At 39.6% G+C, this 17814-nt stretch carries 16 protein-coding genes and 3 pseudogenes; 10 read left to right on the forward strand and 9 right to left on the reverse strand.

What is annotated here, in order from left to right; all coding sequences use genetic code 11:
* The 3 genes from tolA to pal form a co-directional block, all read left to right on the forward strand.
* Positions 1-411, forward strand: a 411-nt coding sequence (gene tolA / locus F972_RS16295; protein WP_004682680.1) for a cell envelope integrity protein TolA, incomplete at its 5' end; no start/stop codon positions are given.
* Between the two features lie 99 nt (positions 412-510).
* Positions 511-1794, forward strand: coding sequence for a Tol-Pal system beta propeller repeat protein TolB (tolB, locus tag F972_RS09165; RefSeq protein ID WP_010589505.1), 1284 nt, complete (start codon positions 511-513; stop codon positions 1792-1794).
* A gap of 22 nt (positions 1795-1816) precedes the next feature.
* Positions 1817-2383 (forward strand): peptidoglycan-associated lipoprotein Pal, encoded by a 567-nt coding sequence (gene pal, locus F972_RS09170; RefSeq protein WP_004676838.1) that lies wholly within the window; start codon positions 1817-1819, stop codon positions 2381-2383.
* A gap of 38 nt (positions 2384-2421) precedes the next feature.
* Here the strand turns inward: pal and F972_RS09175 are convergent, their stop codons facing one another.
* Positions 2422-2616 (reverse strand): NF038105 family protein, encoded by a 195-nt coding sequence (locus F972_RS09175; protein ID WP_004682682.1) that lies wholly within the window; start codon positions 2614-2616, stop codon positions 2422-2424.
* A gap of 173 nt (positions 2617-2789) precedes the next feature.
* On the opposite strand from F972_RS09175, the gene F972_RS09180 reads away from it, so the two are divergent.
* The 5 genes from F972_RS09180 to F972_RS09200 all read left to right on the forward strand — a co-directional run bounded on the left by F972_RS09180 (position 2790) and on the right by F972_RS09200 (position 6061).
* Positions 2790-3764, forward strand: coding sequence for a class 1 fructose-bisphosphatase (locus tag F972_RS09180; RefSeq protein WP_004682684.1), 975 nt, complete (start codon positions 2790-2792; stop codon positions 3762-3764).
* Between the two features lie 56 nt (positions 3765-3820).
* The gene (locus F972_RS09185; protein ID WP_004757656.1) at positions 3821-4597 is read left to right on the forward strand and encodes a TrmH family RNA methyltransferase; all 777 of its coding nucleotides are present in this window, start codon (positions 3821-3823) and stop codon (positions 4595-4597) included.
* A 157-nt stretch (positions 4598-4754) separates the two neighbouring features.
* On the forward strand, positions 4755-5372 hold the full coding sequence (locus F972_RS09190; protein ID WP_004676830.1) for an RNA polymerase sigma factor: 618 nt from the start codon (positions 4755-4757) through the stop codon (positions 5370-5372).
* Positions 5359-5682: a hypothetical protein gene (locus tag F972_RS09195; RefSeq protein WP_004682686.1), complete on the forward strand. Its 324-nt coding sequence runs from the start codon at positions 5359-5361 to the stop codon at positions 5680-5682. Before F972_RS09190 ends, F972_RS09195 begins: the two co-directional genes overlap by 14 nt.
* The gene (locus F972_RS09200; protein WP_004682687.1) at positions 5672-6061 is read left to right on the forward strand and encodes a DUF3106 domain-containing protein; all 390 of its coding nucleotides are present in this window, start codon (positions 5672-5674) and stop codon (positions 6059-6061) included. The genes F972_RS09195 and F972_RS09200 overlap by 11 nt, the downstream gene beginning before the upstream one ends.
* Before the next feature lie 89 nt (positions 6062-6150).
* Here F972_RS09200 and F972_RS09210 read toward each other — a convergent pair.
* The 6 genes and pseudogenes from F972_RS09210 to cxpE form a co-directional block, all read right to left on the reverse strand.
* Positions 6151-8708, reverse strand: a pseudogene (locus tag F972_RS09210) (CSLREA domain-containing protein).
* A gap of 14 nt (positions 8709-8722) precedes the next feature.
* Positions 8723-10180: pseudogene (rbtA, locus tag F972_RS09215) on the reverse strand (rhombotarget A); the annotation flags it as partial.
* Positions 10181-10190: 10 nt separating this feature from the next.
* Positions 10191-11012 (reverse strand): IS5 family transposase, encoded by an 822-nt coding sequence (locus F972_RS09220; RefSeq protein WP_004757650.1) that lies wholly within the window; start codon positions 11010-11012, stop codon positions 10191-10193.
* 41 nt (positions 11013-11053) lie between these two features.
* Positions 11054-11506 (reverse strand): annotated as a pseudogene (locus F972_RS09225) (CSLREA domain-containing protein); the annotation flags it as partial.
* A gap of 438 nt (positions 11507-11944) precedes the next feature.
* Positions 11945-12643, reverse strand: coding sequence for a DnaA regulatory inactivator Hda (gene hda, locus F972_RS09230; protein ID WP_004676821.1), 699 nt, complete (start codon positions 12641-12643; stop codon positions 11945-11947).
* A 20-nt stretch (positions 12644-12663) separates the two neighbouring features.
* Positions 12664-13857, reverse strand: a complete 1194-nt coding sequence (cxpE, locus tag F972_RS09235; protein WP_004757648.1) for a chloramphenicol efflux transporter CxpE — start codon at positions 13855-13857, stop codon at positions 12664-12666.
* A gap of 133 nt (positions 13858-13990) precedes the next feature.
* Here cxpE and purM point away from each other — a divergent pair, with 133 nt between their 5' ends.
* Positions 13991-15061 (forward strand): phosphoribosylformylglycinamidine cyclo-ligase, encoded by a 1071-nt coding sequence (gene purM, locus F972_RS09240; protein WP_004757646.1) that lies wholly within the window; start codon positions 13991-13993, stop codon positions 15059-15061.
* Positions 15058-15699 carry a phosphoribosylglycinamide formyltransferase gene (purN, locus tag F972_RS09245; RefSeq protein ID WP_171062534.1) on the forward strand — a complete coding sequence of 214 codons (642 nt, stop codon included), beginning with the start codon at positions 15058-15060 and terminating at the stop codon, positions 15697-15699. The genes purM and purN overlap by 4 nt, the downstream gene beginning before the upstream one ends.
* 37 nt (positions 15700-15736) lie before the next feature.
* Here the strand turns inward: purN and F972_RS09250 are convergent, their stop codons facing one another.
* Both F972_RS09250 and sppA read right to left on the reverse strand, forming a co-directional pair.
* A complete protein-coding gene (locus F972_RS09250; RefSeq protein WP_004757643.1) occupies positions 15737-16528 on the reverse strand; it encodes an alpha/beta fold hydrolase in 792 nt (263 codons plus the stop codon).
* 165 nt (positions 16529-16693) lie between these two features.
* Entirely contained in the window at positions 16694-17716 is a 1023-nt protein-coding gene (gene sppA, locus F972_RS09255) for a signal peptide peptidase SppA (RefSeq protein WP_004757642.1), read from the reverse strand.
* Positions 17717-17814: the final 98 nt, after the last annotated feature.

Raw genomic sequence — 17814 nt, forward strand, 5'->3', positions numbered from 1 at the left:
GATGCTAAGGCAAAAGCAGAGGCAGACGCAAAACGTAAAGCCGATGCCGACGCTAAAGCAAAAGCGGATGCAGAAGAAGCCAAAGCTGCTGCCGCTAAAAAAGCTGAACAAGAAGCTGCTCAGAAAAAAGCGGAAAGTAAAAAAATCGCTGATTCAACTAAAGCAGCTTTTAAAAATAAGATTACCAGAGCTTGGGAAGTCCCTTTAGCCTCTCGAGGAAAATCTATTAATGTTAATATTACACTTGATGCTAATGGGAACGTAAAATCTGTGGTTGCCAATAGTAGTGATTCTGATTTGAAAGCAAGCGTAGAGGATGCTGTTAAACGAGCGTCACCTTTACCAATGCCTGATGACCCTGATATTGTGAGTCAACTTCGCCGAATTTCCATCACATTTATTGCACAATAGTAATTTATCGTGAATAGTTACATGCCTGTCATAGCACAAAGCATGTAACTATGTTAAATAATCAACAGCCACAACAATACTATGCAAATTATTGTAATTATGGACAAGACTCGTAAACATCTCATCTCCTTAGCAGTTTTTACTGCCATTAGCACCGTTGTTCCAGCAACAACTTTTGCACAACTCCATCTTGAAATTGCCAAAGCCCCTGAACAGGCTCCTAAAATTGCGATTGTGCCATTTACCAATGACAAGGCGATTTATCCAATTGTTGAAAGCGATTTAAACCGTTCAGGTCGTTTTACCAGTGCATCACAAAATTTACCTGCCACTGCAAGTATTGATCAGATTCAGGCTGGCGACTGGCAAAATGCTGGCGTTCCCTATGTCGTTGTCGGACAAATGAAAGCTGTTGATGCCAATACATTTGAAATTCAATACCAGTTGTATGATGTACAAAAACAGCAATACCTACTCAATGAGGTCCTGACTGTACCAAGTTCACGCATCCGTCAGGCGGGACATATGATCAGTGATGCGATTTATCAGGCACTGACAGGTATTGCAGGTGACTTTAGTGGGCGTATTGCCTATGTACTGCGAAATCAGGCAACCCCAGCTCAACGTTATACCCTACAGGTTGCTGATACCGATGGCGAACAACCTAAAACCGTCCTTTCGTCACGTGATCCAATCCTTTCTCCTGCCTGGACCCCAGACGCAAAGAAAATCGCTTACGTTTCTTTTGAAACCAAACGTCCTGCAATCTATCTTCAGGACTTGGCTTCAGGACAGCGTGAAGTTTTAGCAAGCTTCAGGGGCTTGAATGGCGCACCAAGCTTTTCACCAGATGGCAAGTCCATGCTCTTTACCGCTTCAATGCATGGTAACCCTGAAATCTATCAAATGGACTTAGCTAGCCGCCAAGTCAAGCGGATGACCAACGATTCAGCGATTGATACCGAAGCACGTTATGCACCAGATGGCAAGTCATTTATCTTCACTTCTGACCGTGGTGGTTCTCCACAAATTTATAGCTATCGTTTTGATGATGGCTCGGTTAAACGCCTAACATTCAAGGGTGCGTTCAATGCCCGTGGCACCTTAAGTGCGGATGGTAAAAAAATTGCATTAGTTCATCGTCCAAGTGGAAGCAATTATAAAGTTGCCATTCAGGATATTAATACAGGCATTACCAATATCCTGACACCAACCAGTCTGGACGAATCACCGAGCTTCTCACCCAATGGGCAAATGGTGGTTTATGCGACACGTGAGGGAGAGCGCGGCTTACTCTCTATCATGTCAACAGATGGTCGTTTCCGTATGAACTTACCAAGTGAGCAAGGTGAAGTTCGCGAACCAGCTTGGGCACCCAAATAAATTTGATTGATTGGAGAAACATATGAATATTAAATATCTGACACTCCCCCTACTCGCAGCGACCTTGGTTTTTACAGGCTGTGCCAGCCGTAAACCTGCTGCTGAAATTACCGCAGGCAATACACCAAACAGTGCAACAACGGTAAGTACCGATGGTCTCAGTGAAGATGCTGCATTAAATGCACAAAACTTGGCAGGTGCGTCCTCAAAAGGCGTAACCGCAGCGAATAAAGCATTTTTAGCAAAACGTGTTGTACATTTTGACTATGACAGCAGCGACTTATCCCAAGAAGATTATCTAACATTACAGGCACATGCTCAATTTCTTGTTGCAAATGCCAATTCAAAAGTTGCTTTAACAGGCCATACCGATGAACGCGGTACACGTGAATATAATATGGCACTTGGCGAACGCCGTGCTAAAGCGGTAGAAAGCTTTTTAATCACCAATGGTGTAAACCCACAGCAGCTTGAAGCTGTAAGCTATGGTAAGGAGGCTCCTGTCAATCAGGGCCATAATGAAGCTGCATGGAAAGAAAACCGCCGTGTGGAAATCAACTATGAAGCCGTTCCGCCATTATTAAGATAATACTTTAAGAAAAAATGCTCACATGATGTGAGCATTTTTTATAGCTGTTGTTGGATATTATCATCCTGTTTAGATGACTGCATCGACTCAATCATATCGTGCTTATTAAAATTCTTATACTCAGGCTTGGCTTCATAATCTTTCCAGGCATCTTTCACATTTTCCTTGGAAATTTCATCCAAACTAATTGGTTCACTTGGGGTTGGGGTTGCTTCAAAATTCTTGATTGACATTTTATTCTCCAAACATCCTGTCTAATATGCATCCAACATAGCATGTAAATGAAGACTTGTAATCATAAAAGCAACATAAATAAAGTAAGATAATTTTTATTTTTTGGCATTCTCATCTAGAATAGCGGCATTCTTTTATCAATTTTGATGCAGCAAAATCGGAGCTATTCAATATGTCGTCAAACCTTACTTTGTCCCAATATTTACAACAACAAAATGGGAATTTGACACCAGAGTTGGCTCAGGTCATTGAAACAATTGCAGACACATGCAAGACCATTGATCAGGCTCTGCAAAAAGGTGCTTTGGCAGGTATTTTAGGCAGTGCGGGTAATGAAAATATTCAGGGCGAAACACAAAAGAAACTGGATGTCATTTCAAATGATTACCTGATTGATGCCCTCAAAGTTCATCCACAGGTGGGTGGCTTGGCTTCTGAAGAGCTGGATGACTTTACGCCTGCACAGGAAAATGGTAAATATCTGGTTTTGTTTGACCCACTTGATGGTTCGAGCAATATTGACATCAATATGTGTGTGGGTACGATTTTCTCAATTTTACCTGCTAAAAATGCCGTAACCCAATCTACTGACTTTATGCAGGCAGGCACAGCACAGGTCGCTGCGGGTTATGTACTGTATGGGCCATCCACCATGCTGGTTCTTACTGTAGGTGCAGGTGTTACTTTCTTCACATTTGATCCAACGACACAAACTTTCCTGCTTACGACTGAACAAGTTCAGGTTTCAGTAGATACTCAGGAATTCGCTATCAACTCATCAAATCAACGCCACTGGGAAAATCCTGTAAAACGTTATATTGATGAACTACTTGCTGGAAAAACCTCAGTCCGTGAAAAAGATTTCAATATGCGTTGGGTAGCCTGTATGGTGGGTGATATTCATCGTATCCTGTGCCGTGGTGGTATCTTCCTTTACCCTTACGATTTAAAAGATCCGAAAAAAGCTGGACGTTTACGTCTGATGTATGAAGCAAACCCGATGAGCATGCTGATTGAACAGGCTGGTGGTGCATGTACAACAGGCCGTGTTCGCATTATGGACATCCAGCCAACTGAGTTACACCAACGTGTGCCTGTAATTATCGGTTCTAAAAATGAAGTGGAACGCGTAACAAGTTATCATTAATTATTTTTAATAATCAGGGCATTATAAATTGTAATGCCCTTTTGGATATTTACCCTATGGCGGTTATTTTTTTAGAATCAAAAGACAATGCAAAAATCAAACATTTGCGTGGACTCATCGAACTCAACAGTGCCCGAAAAAAACATCAACAAACGGTACTCGAAGGAACACATTTGTGCCTAACATGGTTACAACAACAAAAGAAAATCTTTTCCTTATTTACCACTGAACAGGCCTTAGCCCATCCAGATTTGCAAAAGATAATTGAATTGCACAAGGGGCATATCTTTGTGATCAGTGAGGTTTTATATAAAGACCTTAGTACACTGGGTACAACTCTACCCTGTTTGGCCATTATTGACTTACCCTCAAATATTCAAACTATTGATTTTAGCAAAGACACCCTAATTCTTGAAAATGTTCAGGATCCAGGTAATGTGGGTACATTATTACGCTCAGCAGCAGCAGCCAATGTTAAACAGGTCATTTGTACCCAGGGTTCAGCATTACTTTGGTCTCCTCGGGTGCTACGTGCAGGCATGGGCGCACATTTTAGTTTAAATTGTTTTGAGAATTATCAACTTACAGATATTTTACCAAAATTTAATATTCCCGTGTTTGTCACCAGCTCCCACCGTTCCACCAGTTTATATGGTAAGGATTTAACCCAGCCCTGTGTCTGGATTCTAGGTAACGAAGGCCAAGGTGCAAGTGACTATGCCCTTGAACATGCCCAGGCTGTCACCATTCCCCAACCTGGTGGTCAGGAGTCCTTGAACGTTGCAATTGCGGGATCAATCTGTCTGTTTGAGATGGTTCGCCAACGTCAGTAAAAGGTTAAATTATTTTAAATACACTTTCTCTGCTGAGAAAATCCATTACACTACTAAAAATAATTGCTTGAGTTGTCAACGCATCCACCCTTTTCAACGTTATAGAATTAATGAATTGAAATAATGGTGGGTATCCATGACAGGATTTTCCATCTCTATGGATTTAGCACCGAAACAGGCCCGAACCGATAATGGTACTGACCGCAGTACTGTTGAACAACGTCTGCGTTTTTTTATGCAAGACGTGACAGGTCGTGCGCTTGTGATGATGGAAAGTGCAACCCAGGGACAACAAGGCATTGCAATGGATCTGGTTCAGGAAGCCTTTATCTCATTGCATAAATCATATTCAGATAAAAGTACCGAAGAATGGTATCCGCTATTCTATACCATTTTAAATAACAAACTTCAGGACTGGCGGCGCAAAGAAGCACGCCGTGCAAACCCATTTTCATTATTTAAAAAAATTAATTTGGATGATGACGAAGAAATTATTGATGTTGTAGATGAATCCACCCCTAATCCATTCGATTTTCTAGATCAGGAAGTCACAATGGAAGAAATTCAGGCTGCAATCAATCAATTACCAGTACGTCAACAACAGGCATTTATGCTAAGAGCGTGGGAGGGTTTTGATACCATGACCACAGCTCAAATCATGGATTGCAGTGAAGGCAGTGTGAAAACACATTATCACCGTGCAATTCAGGGACTCAGAATCGCTTTAGAGCATTTAAACCCACATACGGGAGGATCATCAAATGAAAAAAGATGAATTCACCAAACAAGTGACTTCCAAGCTTGATCAACTCGCAAGAGAACAACATCACAATAAAATGTTGGTGATGAATCATGTTCTCGATTCTGTTCAAAAGAAACATACGTCTTTTTACAGTATCTGGAAAATGACTGGTTTTGCATTTGCCGCTGCAATTATGGGTATTGTGGTTCTTCCAAGTTCTTTGCAACTTACAGATAAACCACAAAATCAGGTCATCGTAAATCCAAAGCTTTCGCCACAAATGGTTGAAGATATGGAAATGTTAATGGTCTTGGGTGAGGGTAAAGTTCCACATGGCAGCTAGAAAGTTAGCACTTGTTGTGTGTACATTGGGTTTATTACAAACCAGTTTTGCTGGTTCAGAACGGTTTTGGGTTTTCTCTAAACTCAGCAAACCGACAACTGAAGAAGCATGGGATGATTTATCCCCTGAAGAACAGCGTATCTTAATTAAACGCTACCAAACATTGAAAGAAATTCCAACAGACCAAGGTTCACAACTCCAGCAAAGAATGGAATGGTTTACGCAATTACCAGATGATGAAAAACAAAAAATGCGTGACATCTGGCAGAAAATGAGCACTCAGGAGCGAAATAACTTACGTAAACGCATGCAAAATGCAAGTTTGGAAGAACGTGTAACAATTAGAGATGAATATCTAAGTAAATATTCTGAGCACTGACTATAATTTAAACTTAAGCTTATCCCTAGAGGATTACTCAGAATATAAAAAATAGCGCTACTTTAGCGCTATTTTTTGATTCATTGTTTCTACTTTCTGAATCGGCGATAAGCCAGTAAACTTAATAACCCAAATATTGAGAAAATACCCATACTGCCACCACCGCTACCCGCAGGACGAGTATCATCAGTTGTTGTGGCTGTACTAATGACACTCACTGTTGCAGTATTTGAAGCAGTACCATCTGCGTCATACACTTGATAATTGAATGAGAAATTAAATGGGTTAAGTGTATTTACTTCCTGAACATAAATATTACCGCCATAACAGATTTCTTTATCATCTGGTTCAGGACAAGCCCCTTTACGATCTGCTGTTATGGTCAAATCTCTGTTTGGTATATTAGTTAAACGAATTGGTAACTCAACTCCATCTGCATTTTTCCAGAAAGCAGGTTTATTTGGATTGCTGTCAGGTCCTTTGCCCCCCTCACCTGTATCACCGTCATCATTGGCAAAACTTAATAAATTTAAAGTCGCTTTTTCATGCTGTCTGTACTTTAAAGTTACTGATGTATCTTTAGCCAAAGGAGCCATATTAACAAATGCAGCTTGAATCAAACCAGAAGACTTTACGCTTTCGTCATTTTTAGATTGAATCGTATATTTACAAAAAGCTTTATCACCAGCTTGAGTAATTGCATCATCAGTTCGGCTTTGTTGCACAAAGATTTCATAACTATATGATTTTAAAAGTTTTGATTATTTTTTGATCTAAAATTAAATTTATTTAAATCAGATGCTTACATATTTATGCAACAAAGCCCATCAGTTCTATAAACAAGAATTTGCTCTAGGTCCTCATTCCATTCACAATGTAGTTTTGGATCAGGTTTTACTGTTTCACCAGTATCATTGATTTGTCCAATCCCCAATGCTTCAACAGTTACTTTGTAATTTTCTGGACTAAAGAAATTTAATTGATGATTACCATCCGTTAATTCAACTTCTTGTGGCAATGGAAGCTTATATTTCTTTAAATCTATATAAATTCCACGATATTTTAAATTTCCCTTAGTTTTTTCTAATAAATCTTTGTATTCTTGCAAACGAATTTTATAATAAGTTAAAAAATCAGGGTTATTAGGCTTTTCAACTAAATTTTCGAAAAAGTCATATTCTTGTTGATAACCAGCAATAAGGCTTAATAATGAACCATTAGATAAATCCGCTAGATCTCCAGCAGTAAGCTCCATTAACTCAATTGAACCAATATCACAACTATTTCGTGCATCTGGATCATAATATAAAGTCCCATCCGTAATACGTGCAATACCACGTTGATCTGTAGAACTACAGCCTATTGCCCCCGTATTAATCATATCTGTCTGAGTATTATTGTTTTTAGGATAATATAAAGGTAGGAATGCCGTATATTCAGAAGCATTCTGTAGAGGACTGAGTAATGTTCGGATATCATTTGTATTACTAATATCAATATTCGTTTTATTATCACTTAAGGATTGATCTGGAACATCGCACTTATTATCACCTTTAAGAGACAAGATATTATAAACTATGTTAAAACCAACTTTTTCTTCTTTAGCTGCATCACCCAATAAATAACGACAAGCATAACTTCCATTATTATAGGCCAGCACATTAAAGCCAAGTAGTTTTGTTCCCAACTTATCATATAATAATGCTGTATTTACCGTATTCTCGACAATCGTATTATTCAATAATTCCAAACTACTGCTATTACTTAATACACTAGAGTTATTATTTGGCGTATCACTTGCTTTGGTATTTCCTGAAAATTGAATTAAATTACCGATTGCTATATCTGCAATATTTTTAGCAATTGTATTGGTTGATAAAGTAACTTTGGGCTCCCCACAGAAATCCAACACGCTCTTTGAACTATTAGAACCATTACTAATTAAACTACTTCCAGTAATACTAATATCACGCTTTGAATAAACATTATCATTAAAGCAACTCATAGCCAGTACACTACCAATTGGTGACTGGTTATCCTGAATTAAGCTATTTGTTATAGAAAGTGAGGCTGTAGGTCCCGCCAAAAATATGGCTCCTCCGCCCAGACCAGCCTGTGAATTTAAGATTTTAGTATTTTGCAATGTAACATTGGCGCCTGCATAGATTGCCCCTCCCCGATCTGGAGTTTTACCATTTCTTAAGATAATATTGCTTAAGGCTAAAGCTTTATTAGCTAAAGTCGTATTGAAAATACGACTATTATTTTTGACTTCAATCGTAGTTTTTAGGTCAGTTTGAGCTGGATAATCATTAGTAAGAACACTCTTTTTCTGCCAATCTACAGGACTTTCCCCCCATATTGACACATCAGCTTTTGGAGTCAGCTCTGTATTTAACACATATGTTCCAGCCTTAAGCTGAATCACTTTCTGAGTAGTTGAAAGTATATCAGTAACTTCACATCCACCAAACGACTTACGTGTTTCTGCAGTTTTCAATGCTTCCCTTAAAGAACAAGCATTTAGGTTATCACCATCCTCATCATCGAAAGTTGTAACATTAATTGGGGTATTACTTGTTGCAGCCAAAAGGGGCATAGCAGCAATTACCATAGTTGCTAATAGAGCTTTTTTATAATTTTTCATCTCATCATCCTTGATTATGATTTAAAACGGCGTATTCCAACTAAACCTAACAACATAAATATTGCACCAAAACCCATACTTCCCCCAGAAACATTCACGGTTTTACTTTTAAAGTTATTTGGTGGATCTTGTACAATCGTTGTTGGGATTTCAATATAATAATTAGAAACATCATTTAAACGTGTTGTTGTAGTCATTACACGTAAATTAAACTTATCCGCCCCATGCCAATTACTGTCTGGCACATAAGTAATGTTGCCATCTTGATCCAAAGTCAGTTTACCTTTAGATGGAGTGGCAGTTTGTTTTATTTCTAAACATCCCCACTGCCATGCTTGCCCATCAGAACGTTTACCCAAGACTTGTTCACAGGAAGCTGGATCTAATAATTCACCATCCAATAAACTGTCTGCAATACTAAACTTCGCAATCTCACCGTACAGAATATCTTGACCAACAATTGGGATATCCCCTCGGTTAATGACCAATTCAATTGCCCCTAAATCGCATAATTCATCATAACCACTACGATTCTTTCCACGCTGATCACTTCCTTCGCAACTTGCTAAACCAACAGCACCACCATCACTATAAATTCGGCCTTTATTAACAATTAAAGAGTCTGACAATTGATTATAAGCCATTAATAAACGTGGTTTAAAGAATCCAAGCATTTGATCTTTAGGTGTATAATACGGACATAACAGACCACTTGCAGGTGGGGCGTCACATTTCTGATCTACAATATTATTCCCTGCAATCAGTTTATTGTCTCCCACACTAAAGTTTCTACGATCAAGTAACTTATCAAATTTGCTAAAATCGCAAGTTGAGTCTATTAAATTACTCTGTACAATTGTTGAGTCTTCTGGATCTGTTTTCAAACCACATGTGTTCTCACCATTTCCAACAATAATGCTATTTGAAATAGAAGCACTCACTAAATCAGTATTTGTTTCTTTTTTCTCATCATTTTCATCTGTTGTTGTGGTTTTAACGATCCATTTAGGTGCTTGCAGATATAGACCAGCATCGTTTCTGATCATGGTCACATTATTTAAAACCATCCCCTCACGAATATTGGCAACATATCCACCTGTATTATTAAATATAGTTGAATTACGCAAACCAGAAGCGCCATTGTATAAAATATTTACTCCAATGGTTGGATCTTTAAAACCTATATTTGTATACAACAATGAACCATTTTTTGTCGTAATGGTATTATCTCTAATTACAGATTGAGTGATACGGTAATATGGCATATCTGTATAAAGTGCAGCACCTTGATCAGCCTTATTATTCTGAAGAATACTATTACTAATTGCTACGGTTCCTACAGTTTTCTGTGTATCAGATAAAACACCTGCATTATAAATTGCACCACCATTATTAGCATTACCGCCAGTCAGACGAGAATATTGAATTGTTAATGCTTCACGATTTAGAATTAAACCACCATTAGACCTCTTGCGAAAGTCGTTATTGCAAGTTCATCCGGTTTACCAGTGCGGCAATTAAGTTAATGCGCAAACCGAATCTTTTCCGTCTATTTCGATAGCGTTCACTGAGTATTCTAAATCTTTTCAATTGACTATTAATGTGTTCGATCACAACTCGTATTTTTTCAATCATTTTATTGTACTTTTTCTCAACTTTAAATAATGGAAATTTTTTCTTTTTTTTGATTGGCATCAACAATTTAAAGCCATCTTGCTCTAATCCGTAATACCCTAAATCGGTCATAACATATTCACAATTTTTGAATTTCTTAACTGTTTTTCTTGCCAATTTAATATCATGCTGACTGCCAGAAGATATATCTACTCCTATGATTTGTTTGCTCTTCGGATGATAGATCACTTGGGCTTTTAGCGTATGTTTCTTCTTTTTACCACTGTAGAACTTACTCTGATTTTTTTTGGGACGTTCTATTGAACATTCTGTAGCATCAATAATGACCCAGTTAAATTGTTCGTCTGCTGTTGTAATGCTTCGTTTTGGCAGGGTAAAACGCCTTGATTTCATTAATGCATCTTCAACCTTTTTAATGGTTCGATTCACATTACTTTCAGCGATATGGTAATTTGCAGCCAATTCCAATTGAGTGCTGTAATTCCGTAAGTAATTGAGTGTTAATAATAATTGATCCTCTATAGCTAAAGTATGAGGACGCCCAGATTTCTTTTTAAGTGATTCTGCTTCTTTTAAAACTTCGACCATTTCACTAAAAACTGGTCGAGGTACGCCAACCAAGCGCTTGAATTCAGAATCTGAAAAACGGTTTAATTTCTGATATTTCATGGAATCTATATTGAGGCAGTTTTTACTTTCGCAAGAGGTCTATTATTTACTTTGGTGGATGAACCTTGTAAATTTAACTCAATAAGACTAACCGCTAGCAAACTATTTTCGACACTTTCATCATCAACCGTAAATAAGCGTTCTGTACCAACCATTTTAATAGTTGCATTATTTAATCCTTTCTTATCATTATTAAAATCCCCACTGGCAGCAGTACTAATGGTCATAGATGTTTTAATTTGTAGAGCCTTATTTAATATATATTCTTTATCACGCCCCAATAAAATAGTAGAGGAAGCTTCCTTGTTACCACAACCATGGTAACCATTCTCAAAAGCTGTCTGGCTACGTTTATTTAAAAATTCTACGGCTTCTCGTAATGAACAAACGGTATCATCCTTGTCTTCATCAACCAACGTTGTGACTTGAATATCCGCAGAATAAACATGCCCAGTAACCGCAAATAAAGCGCAGGCAAGCGTCCGTTTGAGCATACCGATCTCCTTCTATTTTTCATTTTTCTTGGTATTGCAAAATTTAAATTTGCAACCACATCCTTTGTGCGTACTTTGTCATAGCTCTCACAATTTCTCAAGAAATTTTATCCGAATAGCCGTAAAACCTCGGGGTTTAGCCCGAGGATATAAGGCTGCAATCCGCTAGTCCCCCTTGTGGGGATTAGCTAGGATTGCTAAAAACATTTGGATCTAGTAATCCATGTGCTATGATAATTATGTTGTATATTTTTAGTCAGCAGACTGATACAACACGAAAAAAACAGTTTTCCCCATTGTAATCCGTGCGCTCTTTGCAATCCGAAAGGTAGGACTACATTGGAATAAGAAGCAGAGAACTATAGTATCTGTTTCGTGGCAGGACATTGCCATCTAGCAGTAGGAATCCCCCTCCTTTAGGTCGGGGAGGATGTCAAATTATTGACGATATTCATCAATCAATGCATAGATTTGCTTGAGTGTCATATTGGAAAGCCTGGTTTTTTCGCCTTTTAGCATTTTTTCAAGTTGGGCCAGCGTTTGTAACAATACTGACGCTTGATGCGGGCCATTATTCAATAAATAGTCAACGATTTGCTGATCAAAATGAATACCCCGTCTTATCATAACAGACTGAAGTAAGGCTTGTCGGTCTGCATATGAACTTCCATTTGGAACTTTTACGCTTACCGCCTGCGTTAGTCTGGACTGCAAATCAGGTAGTTCAAGTTTTAATTCAATAGGTGCCACACGGGAAGAAAATACCAGTTGCCCTTCATGATTATTGATTAAATGGAAAACTGCTTTCTGCCAATGAGGGACCCCACTGATTGCATCAATATCATCTAAAGCAACCAATTCGTAAAACTCTAAAGAGGTAATGGCCTCTATAGGCGCATCCAATAGTTCCAGCAAAGATACTTTTATTGCTCGGCGGCCTAATTCCAGATATGAATCACAAATTGCAGACAGCAAATGGCTCTTGCCTGTTCCAGCTCCGCCATAGACATAAAATCGGCTGACCAAGCCTGCATGTAACTGTCGGACCGCATCAACCACATTTCCCCAGCCTGGACCTGAAAAATCGCTGATTCGGGCATCCAGTTGTGGTTCTATATCCAGTTGCAGTTGACGCATATCGTTAATGTGTTCCCCAATTACTTAAAGTCATTTGAATTTGAAGTGCCTGTATCTTGAGAGTTTTTAATTTCAATATCAATTTCTACATCACCCGCATCAACATTGATGTGCTGAATTCCACCCTGGGAAATACTCATCTCAATCGGTAACCCATAAAAACGGCTTTTTTCGTAATTATCACGCGCATGCTTTAACAACACCACAATCACTGCTGCGACAGGCAATGCAATCAACATCCCAAGGAAACCACCCAGTTGTGCGCCAGCTAATACTGCAAACACCACCGCAACTGGAGATAAACCAATTTTATCGCCCAACAAGAAAGGTTGCAGAATATATCCTTCAACCATTTGTCCAATCATGAACACAACACCCACCAAGAGAAGCTGTGTCCAGTCCAATCCAAATTGGAACAAGGTGGCAACAACCGCTGCAATAATACCAACCGCAAAACCTAGATAAGGAATGATACTCGCCAAACCAGCGATCATCCCAATAATCAGGCCAACCTCCAGCCCAATCAACTGCAATCCAACAGCATATACAATTCCCAGTAATAACATCACCAGAAACTGCCCTTTCACAAATGCACCCAATACACTGTGACATTCACCCACAATTCTCAAGGTCGATGCTTCGTAAGGCCGAGGAATCAAGCGTCTAAAGCTTTGCAACATTCTTTCCCAATCAAGAAGGAAATAGAATGAAATTATTGGAATTAAAATCACCACCCCGCCCAGTTGAATAAAATTCAGACCTGATTGAGCTAGACGTAGCAACATGGTTTGAATACTATCCGCACTATAATTGGTCTGGACATATTCCATGATCGTTTTGGAAATTTGTTCGGTATCCAGTTCCATTGGAATAACATTAAAGGTTTTGGATACCCAAGGCAGAAAGGTTGAGTTAATCCAATGAATCCCTGCTGGAATACTGTCTCGCGCATACATGAGCTGTTTCCAGACCAAAGGCACAAGAAACCATAACACCACAGTTAAAGTGGTACCAATCCCAACAAATACAATACTAATGGCCAGCCAGCGTGGCAGCCTAAACTTTACAAGGGTATCGACAAGCGGACTAAACAGGTAGGCAATAAAGAATGCCCCTACAAATGGCAATACCACTGGCTTCAACAGATATAATACCCAGAGTAGTAATGCGAGTCCCGCGAGAATAAAGATACGACGCAATACCTGATCTTGCATAAAATCTAGCCTTTCTTGGTGTAATCGTTATAAATAGAAAAAATTTTTAATAAAGATAGCATTTTCGGGCATAAATAACAGAAGAGTTTCGTATATTCGGGTTATAATCTGCCGCCAATGCGGAGACTTCACTATGAGCAACTCAACTTCTACCCCAAATACTGGTTTAAGCTATAAAGATGCGGGGGTCGACATTGAAGCGGGCGACGCACTGGTCGATCGTATCAAATCTGTCGCTAAGCGTACTACTCGTCCTGAAGTCATGGGCGGTTTAGGTGGCTTTGGTGCCCTATGCAAAATTCCAAAAGGCTATGAAGAACCTGTATTGGTTTCAGGAACAGATGGCGTAGGGACTAAATTACGTTTGGCACTGAATCTCAATCGTCACGATACCATTGGTCAAGATTTGGTGGCAATGTGTGTCAATGACCTGCTGGTGTGTGGTGCTGAACCATTGTTCTTCCTGGACTATTATGCAACGGGTCATTTGAATGTTGATGTGGCTACAAATGTAGTGACAGGTATTGGTAAAGGTTGTGAGCTTGCTGGCTGTGCATTGGTCGGTGGTGAAACTGCCGAAATGCCAGGCATGTATGAGGGCGAAGATTACGATCTCGCTGGTTTTGCAGTGGGTGTGGTTGAACAGAGCAAAATTATTGATGGTTCCAAAGTAAGATCTGGTGACGTGTTGATTGGCGTTGCTTCAAGTGGTGCCCATTCAAATGGTTACTCATTGCTACGCAAAATTTTAGATGTTAAGAATGTAGACTTAACTCAAATTGTTGATGGTCGTCCACTTGTAGATGTTGCAATGGAACCAACCCGTATTTATGTAAAACCAGTGTTAGAGCTTTGCAAACAAGTCGATGTTCATGCTATGGCTCATATCACGGGTGGTGGTTTACCTGGCAATTTACCGCGTGTACTTCCGAATGGCGCTCAAGCAGTTATCAATGAATCTAGCTGGGAATGGTCAGAGTTATTCCAGTTGTTACAACGTGAAGGTAATGTAGAACGCTTTGAAATGTATCGTACCTTTAACTGTGGCGTTGGTATGGTGATTGCTGTTGATGCAAGCGAAGCGGATAAAACCATTGAAGTATTAACAGCTCAAGGCGAAAAAGCCTGGAAAATTGGTCACATTCAGGAAAATGCTGAATCAGTTGAGGGTGCAGACGAAAAAATTCGTGTGATCTTTGCATAATGAGAATTGCGGTACTTGTTTCTGGTAATGGTAGCAACTTACAAGCCCTGATAAATGCCCAACTTGGTAAACAGTTGTCAGGGCAAATCGTTGGTGTTCTCTCCAACAAAGCTGATGCCTATGCATTACGACGTGCCGAGGACGCCAATATTGCCACCGCTGTGATTTCCCATCAAAACTTTCCCAATCGGGAAAGTTTTGATGTAGCCATGCATCAGCAACTGTTGGCATGGCAAGTTGATCTTGTGATTCTTGCGGGTTTTATGCGGATTTTAACACCAGAATTTGTCAGTAAATGGCAAGGCAAGATGTTAAATATCCATCCATCCCTGCTTCCTTTTTATAAAGGGATGAATACACATCAACGTGTGTTAAATACAGGAGATCGATTGCATGGTTGTACGGTTCATTTTGTAACAGCCGAACTGGATGCGGGACAAAGTATTGCCCAGTCTGTGATTCAGGTGAGTTTACAGGATACAGCAGAAAGTTTGGCACAACGTGTACATCAGCTTGAGCATTTTATTTATCCTCAAGTAGCACAATGGTTATGTAATGGTCAGCTCACCTGGGAAAATGGTCAGGCTTATTTCAACCAGAAACTATTAGAAAAACCAATTCAGTTTGCCCAGTTTTAAAAATAAAACGCATCTTCGGATGCGTTTTTTATTTGCGTTAAATAACCAGATTTTTAATTTTTTCGGCAGTTTCCACAGGATGCTCAAGAGGAAACATATGCCCCCCCTGCTCAATTGAAAATGGAATGCCTAGTTTTCTTTTTGCCACTTGCGGAAATTTTCCCTTTAAAAACACACTGTCGCTTCCAACCACCAGATGTACAGGAACAGGCGGTTTTGGCATTGGTAACCACCACATTGACGGTGTGGTTCTAAACATCGCCACTTCATCATCTTTTGGAATGGTTAAAGTCACACCACCACGCTGTGGATCATTGGTCAACGCATGATCAATGTAGGCTTGAAAACAGTCTGCATCAAAATGTTGATAAAACCCTCTCGAACCTAGTAGCTCAGCCGCTTGCTCACGGGATTCCCAGTGATCGCGTCGGCGTACCGACAACCCTGCTGGCGTAATTTTATCGACCAGCTTCGGTTTGAAGATTTTTGCAAGATGAAAAAATAACGAGGCCTTGCCAATAATCAGGGGTGGATCCAGCATAATCACTTGTGAAAAAAGTTCAGGTCGGCGATACGCTGCCATCAGCGTCAATACCGACCCCAGGGAATGTCCCAGACCAATGACTTTTCGTCCCTGGGCCTGCCTCACAATGCTATCAATGATCTGGTCAACCAAATATGCCCAGCCATGTGTAATTGGATAACGCTTATCTGTTCCAATTTCTGCCACATAAATAATGTCATATTGATCTTTGAGCTGATCAAACAGTTTTTGATAGACTTTTGATGGAACACCATTAGCATGGGCAAAATGAATCAAAGGTTTCATAAGCTTGTCTTTTATTTTCACTGATTGGTCAATTATCTCGTTCTACACATGTATTGCAAATAAAAGGGAGAACTGTACAGTTATTTTTACAATAAAAAGGCTGTGATATACACAGCCTGATTAAGATCAACACAGCGCTTTTATCGAAGCGATGCATCAGATATGTTATTGTATTTTCGCGTTTTGCTGAGTTTCCAGTTGTGCTGCAAGAGAGCTACTAATCCCCTCGCCAATCTTTGCACCCATACGCCCCAAAACAGACTCTAAAGGATTACGTTGAACGGTATAATCCACTTTTTGATCAACCTTTAACTCACGCATCAGGGTGGTAATGCTACCACTACGATCTGCAACACCAAGTGCAATTGCCTGTTCACCCGTCCAGAATAAACCAGAGAAAACCGCTGGATCATTCGATTTTAAACGTTTGCCACGTCCCTCTTTAACCGCATTGATAAAGTGACCATGAACATTATCCAGCAACGCCTGAACGTGCGCACGCTGTTCAGGATTAATCGGTTTGGTCATACTCAGGATATCTTTGTTGTTGCCCGATGTTAAGGTACGGTCTTCTACACCCAATTTCTGTGCTAAACCACTTAAACCATAGTTCGGCATGATCACACCAATTGACCCGACCAAGCTTGATGGATTTACAATGATTTCATCCGCAGCCGAGGCAATATAGTAGGCACCAGAAGCCCCCATATCGCCAATGACAGCATAGACCTTTTTATTCGGATGCTGTTTTTTCTGATAACGAATTTCTTGCCAGATTTCATCCGACTGCACAGGTGATCCACCAGGTGAGTTGATATTGAGGACAATTGCCTTGCTGCCACTTGCTTCAAATGCCCGTTTTAAAGCCTTGTTGGTATCTTCACTGTTCACTGTAGACTGACCCGCAGAGGAATCAATGGTGCCAACAATATCAACAATTGCCAAATGACTGCTGCCAATGCTGCTGGTTGATTTTTCTGTGCTGGTCGAACATCCCTTACTCATTGCAATCAGCACAATCAGTAAATAAGCAAAACCCAAACATTTAAAAAAGATACTCCAACGGCGGCTACGGCGTTGTTCTTCGACAGAAGCCAAGACAGCTTTTTCTAAAATCTGCCATTCTTTGCCTGTCACATTATTTAAATTTGTGGATTCATTTTGTGGTTTTGGTGGCCAATCGGACATAAGATTCCAATCCAATGTATTTTAAAAGTGGCCTTATTATATACGCTGATGGGCACAAAACTGTTTAATAACTTGTTTGAACTTATATAGGACTTACG

The organism is Acinetobacter sp. CIP 102529 (assembly GCF_000368325.1).
Classification (GTDB): domain Bacteria; phylum Pseudomonadota; class Gammaproteobacteria; order Pseudomonadales; family Moraxellaceae; genus Acinetobacter; species Acinetobacter parvus.

What these genes read in the sequence shown, in the direction of transcription:
- F972_RS09180 (WP_004682684.1), top strand. Translation starts at nt 2,790, where the DNA reads ATGTCGTCAAACCTTACTTTGTCCCAATATTTACAACAACAAAATGGG.
- tolB (WP_010589505.1), top strand. Translation starts at nt 511, where the DNA reads ATGGACAAGACTCGTAAACATCTCATCTCCTTAGCAGTTTTTACTGCC.
- cxpE (WP_004757648.1), bottom strand. Translation starts at nt 13,857, where the DNA reads ATGCAAGATCAGGTATTGCGTCGTATCTTTATTCTCGCGGGACTCGCA.
- hda (WP_004676821.1), bottom strand. Translation starts at nt 12,643, where the DNA reads ATGCGTCAACTGCAACTGGATATAGAACCACAACTGGATGCCCGAATC.
- F972_RS09220 (WP_004757650.1), bottom strand. Translation starts at nt 11,012, where the DNA reads ATGAAATATCAGAAATTAAACCGTTTTTCAGATTCTGAATTCAAGCGC.
- F972_RS09195 (WP_004682686.1), top strand. Translation starts at nt 5,359, where the DNA reads ATGAAAAAAGATGAATTCACCAAACAAGTGACTTCCAAGCTTGATCAA.
- sppA (WP_004757642.1), bottom strand. Translation starts at nt 17,716, where the DNA reads ATGTCCGATTGGCCACCAAAACCACAAAATGAATCCACAAATTTAAAT.
- F972_RS09250 (WP_004757643.1), bottom strand. Translation starts at nt 16,528, where the DNA reads ATGAAACCTTTGATTCATTTTGCCCATGCTAATGGTGTTCCATCAAAA.
- F972_RS09175 (WP_004682682.1), bottom strand. Translation starts at nt 2,616, where the DNA reads ATGTCAATCAAGAATTTTGAAGCAACCCCAACCCCAAGTGAACCAATT.
- F972_RS09190 (WP_004676830.1), top strand. Translation starts at nt 4,755, where the DNA reads ATGGATTTAGCACCGAAACAGGCCCGAACCGATAATGGTACTGACCGC.
- F972_RS09185 (WP_004757656.1), top strand. Translation starts at nt 3,821, where the DNA reads ATGGCGGTTATTTTTTTAGAATCAAAAGACAATGCAAAAATCAAACAT.
- purM (WP_004757646.1), top strand. Translation starts at nt 13,991, where the DNA reads ATGAGCAACTCAACTTCTACCCCAAATACTGGTTTAAGCTATAAAGAT.
- pal (WP_004676838.1), top strand. Translation starts at nt 1,817, where the DNA reads ATGAATATTAAATATCTGACACTCCCCCTACTCGCAGCGACCTTGGTT.
- F972_RS09200 (WP_004682687.1), top strand. Translation starts at nt 5,672, where the DNA reads ATGGCAGCTAGAAAGTTAGCACTTGTTGTGTGTACATTGGGTTTATTA.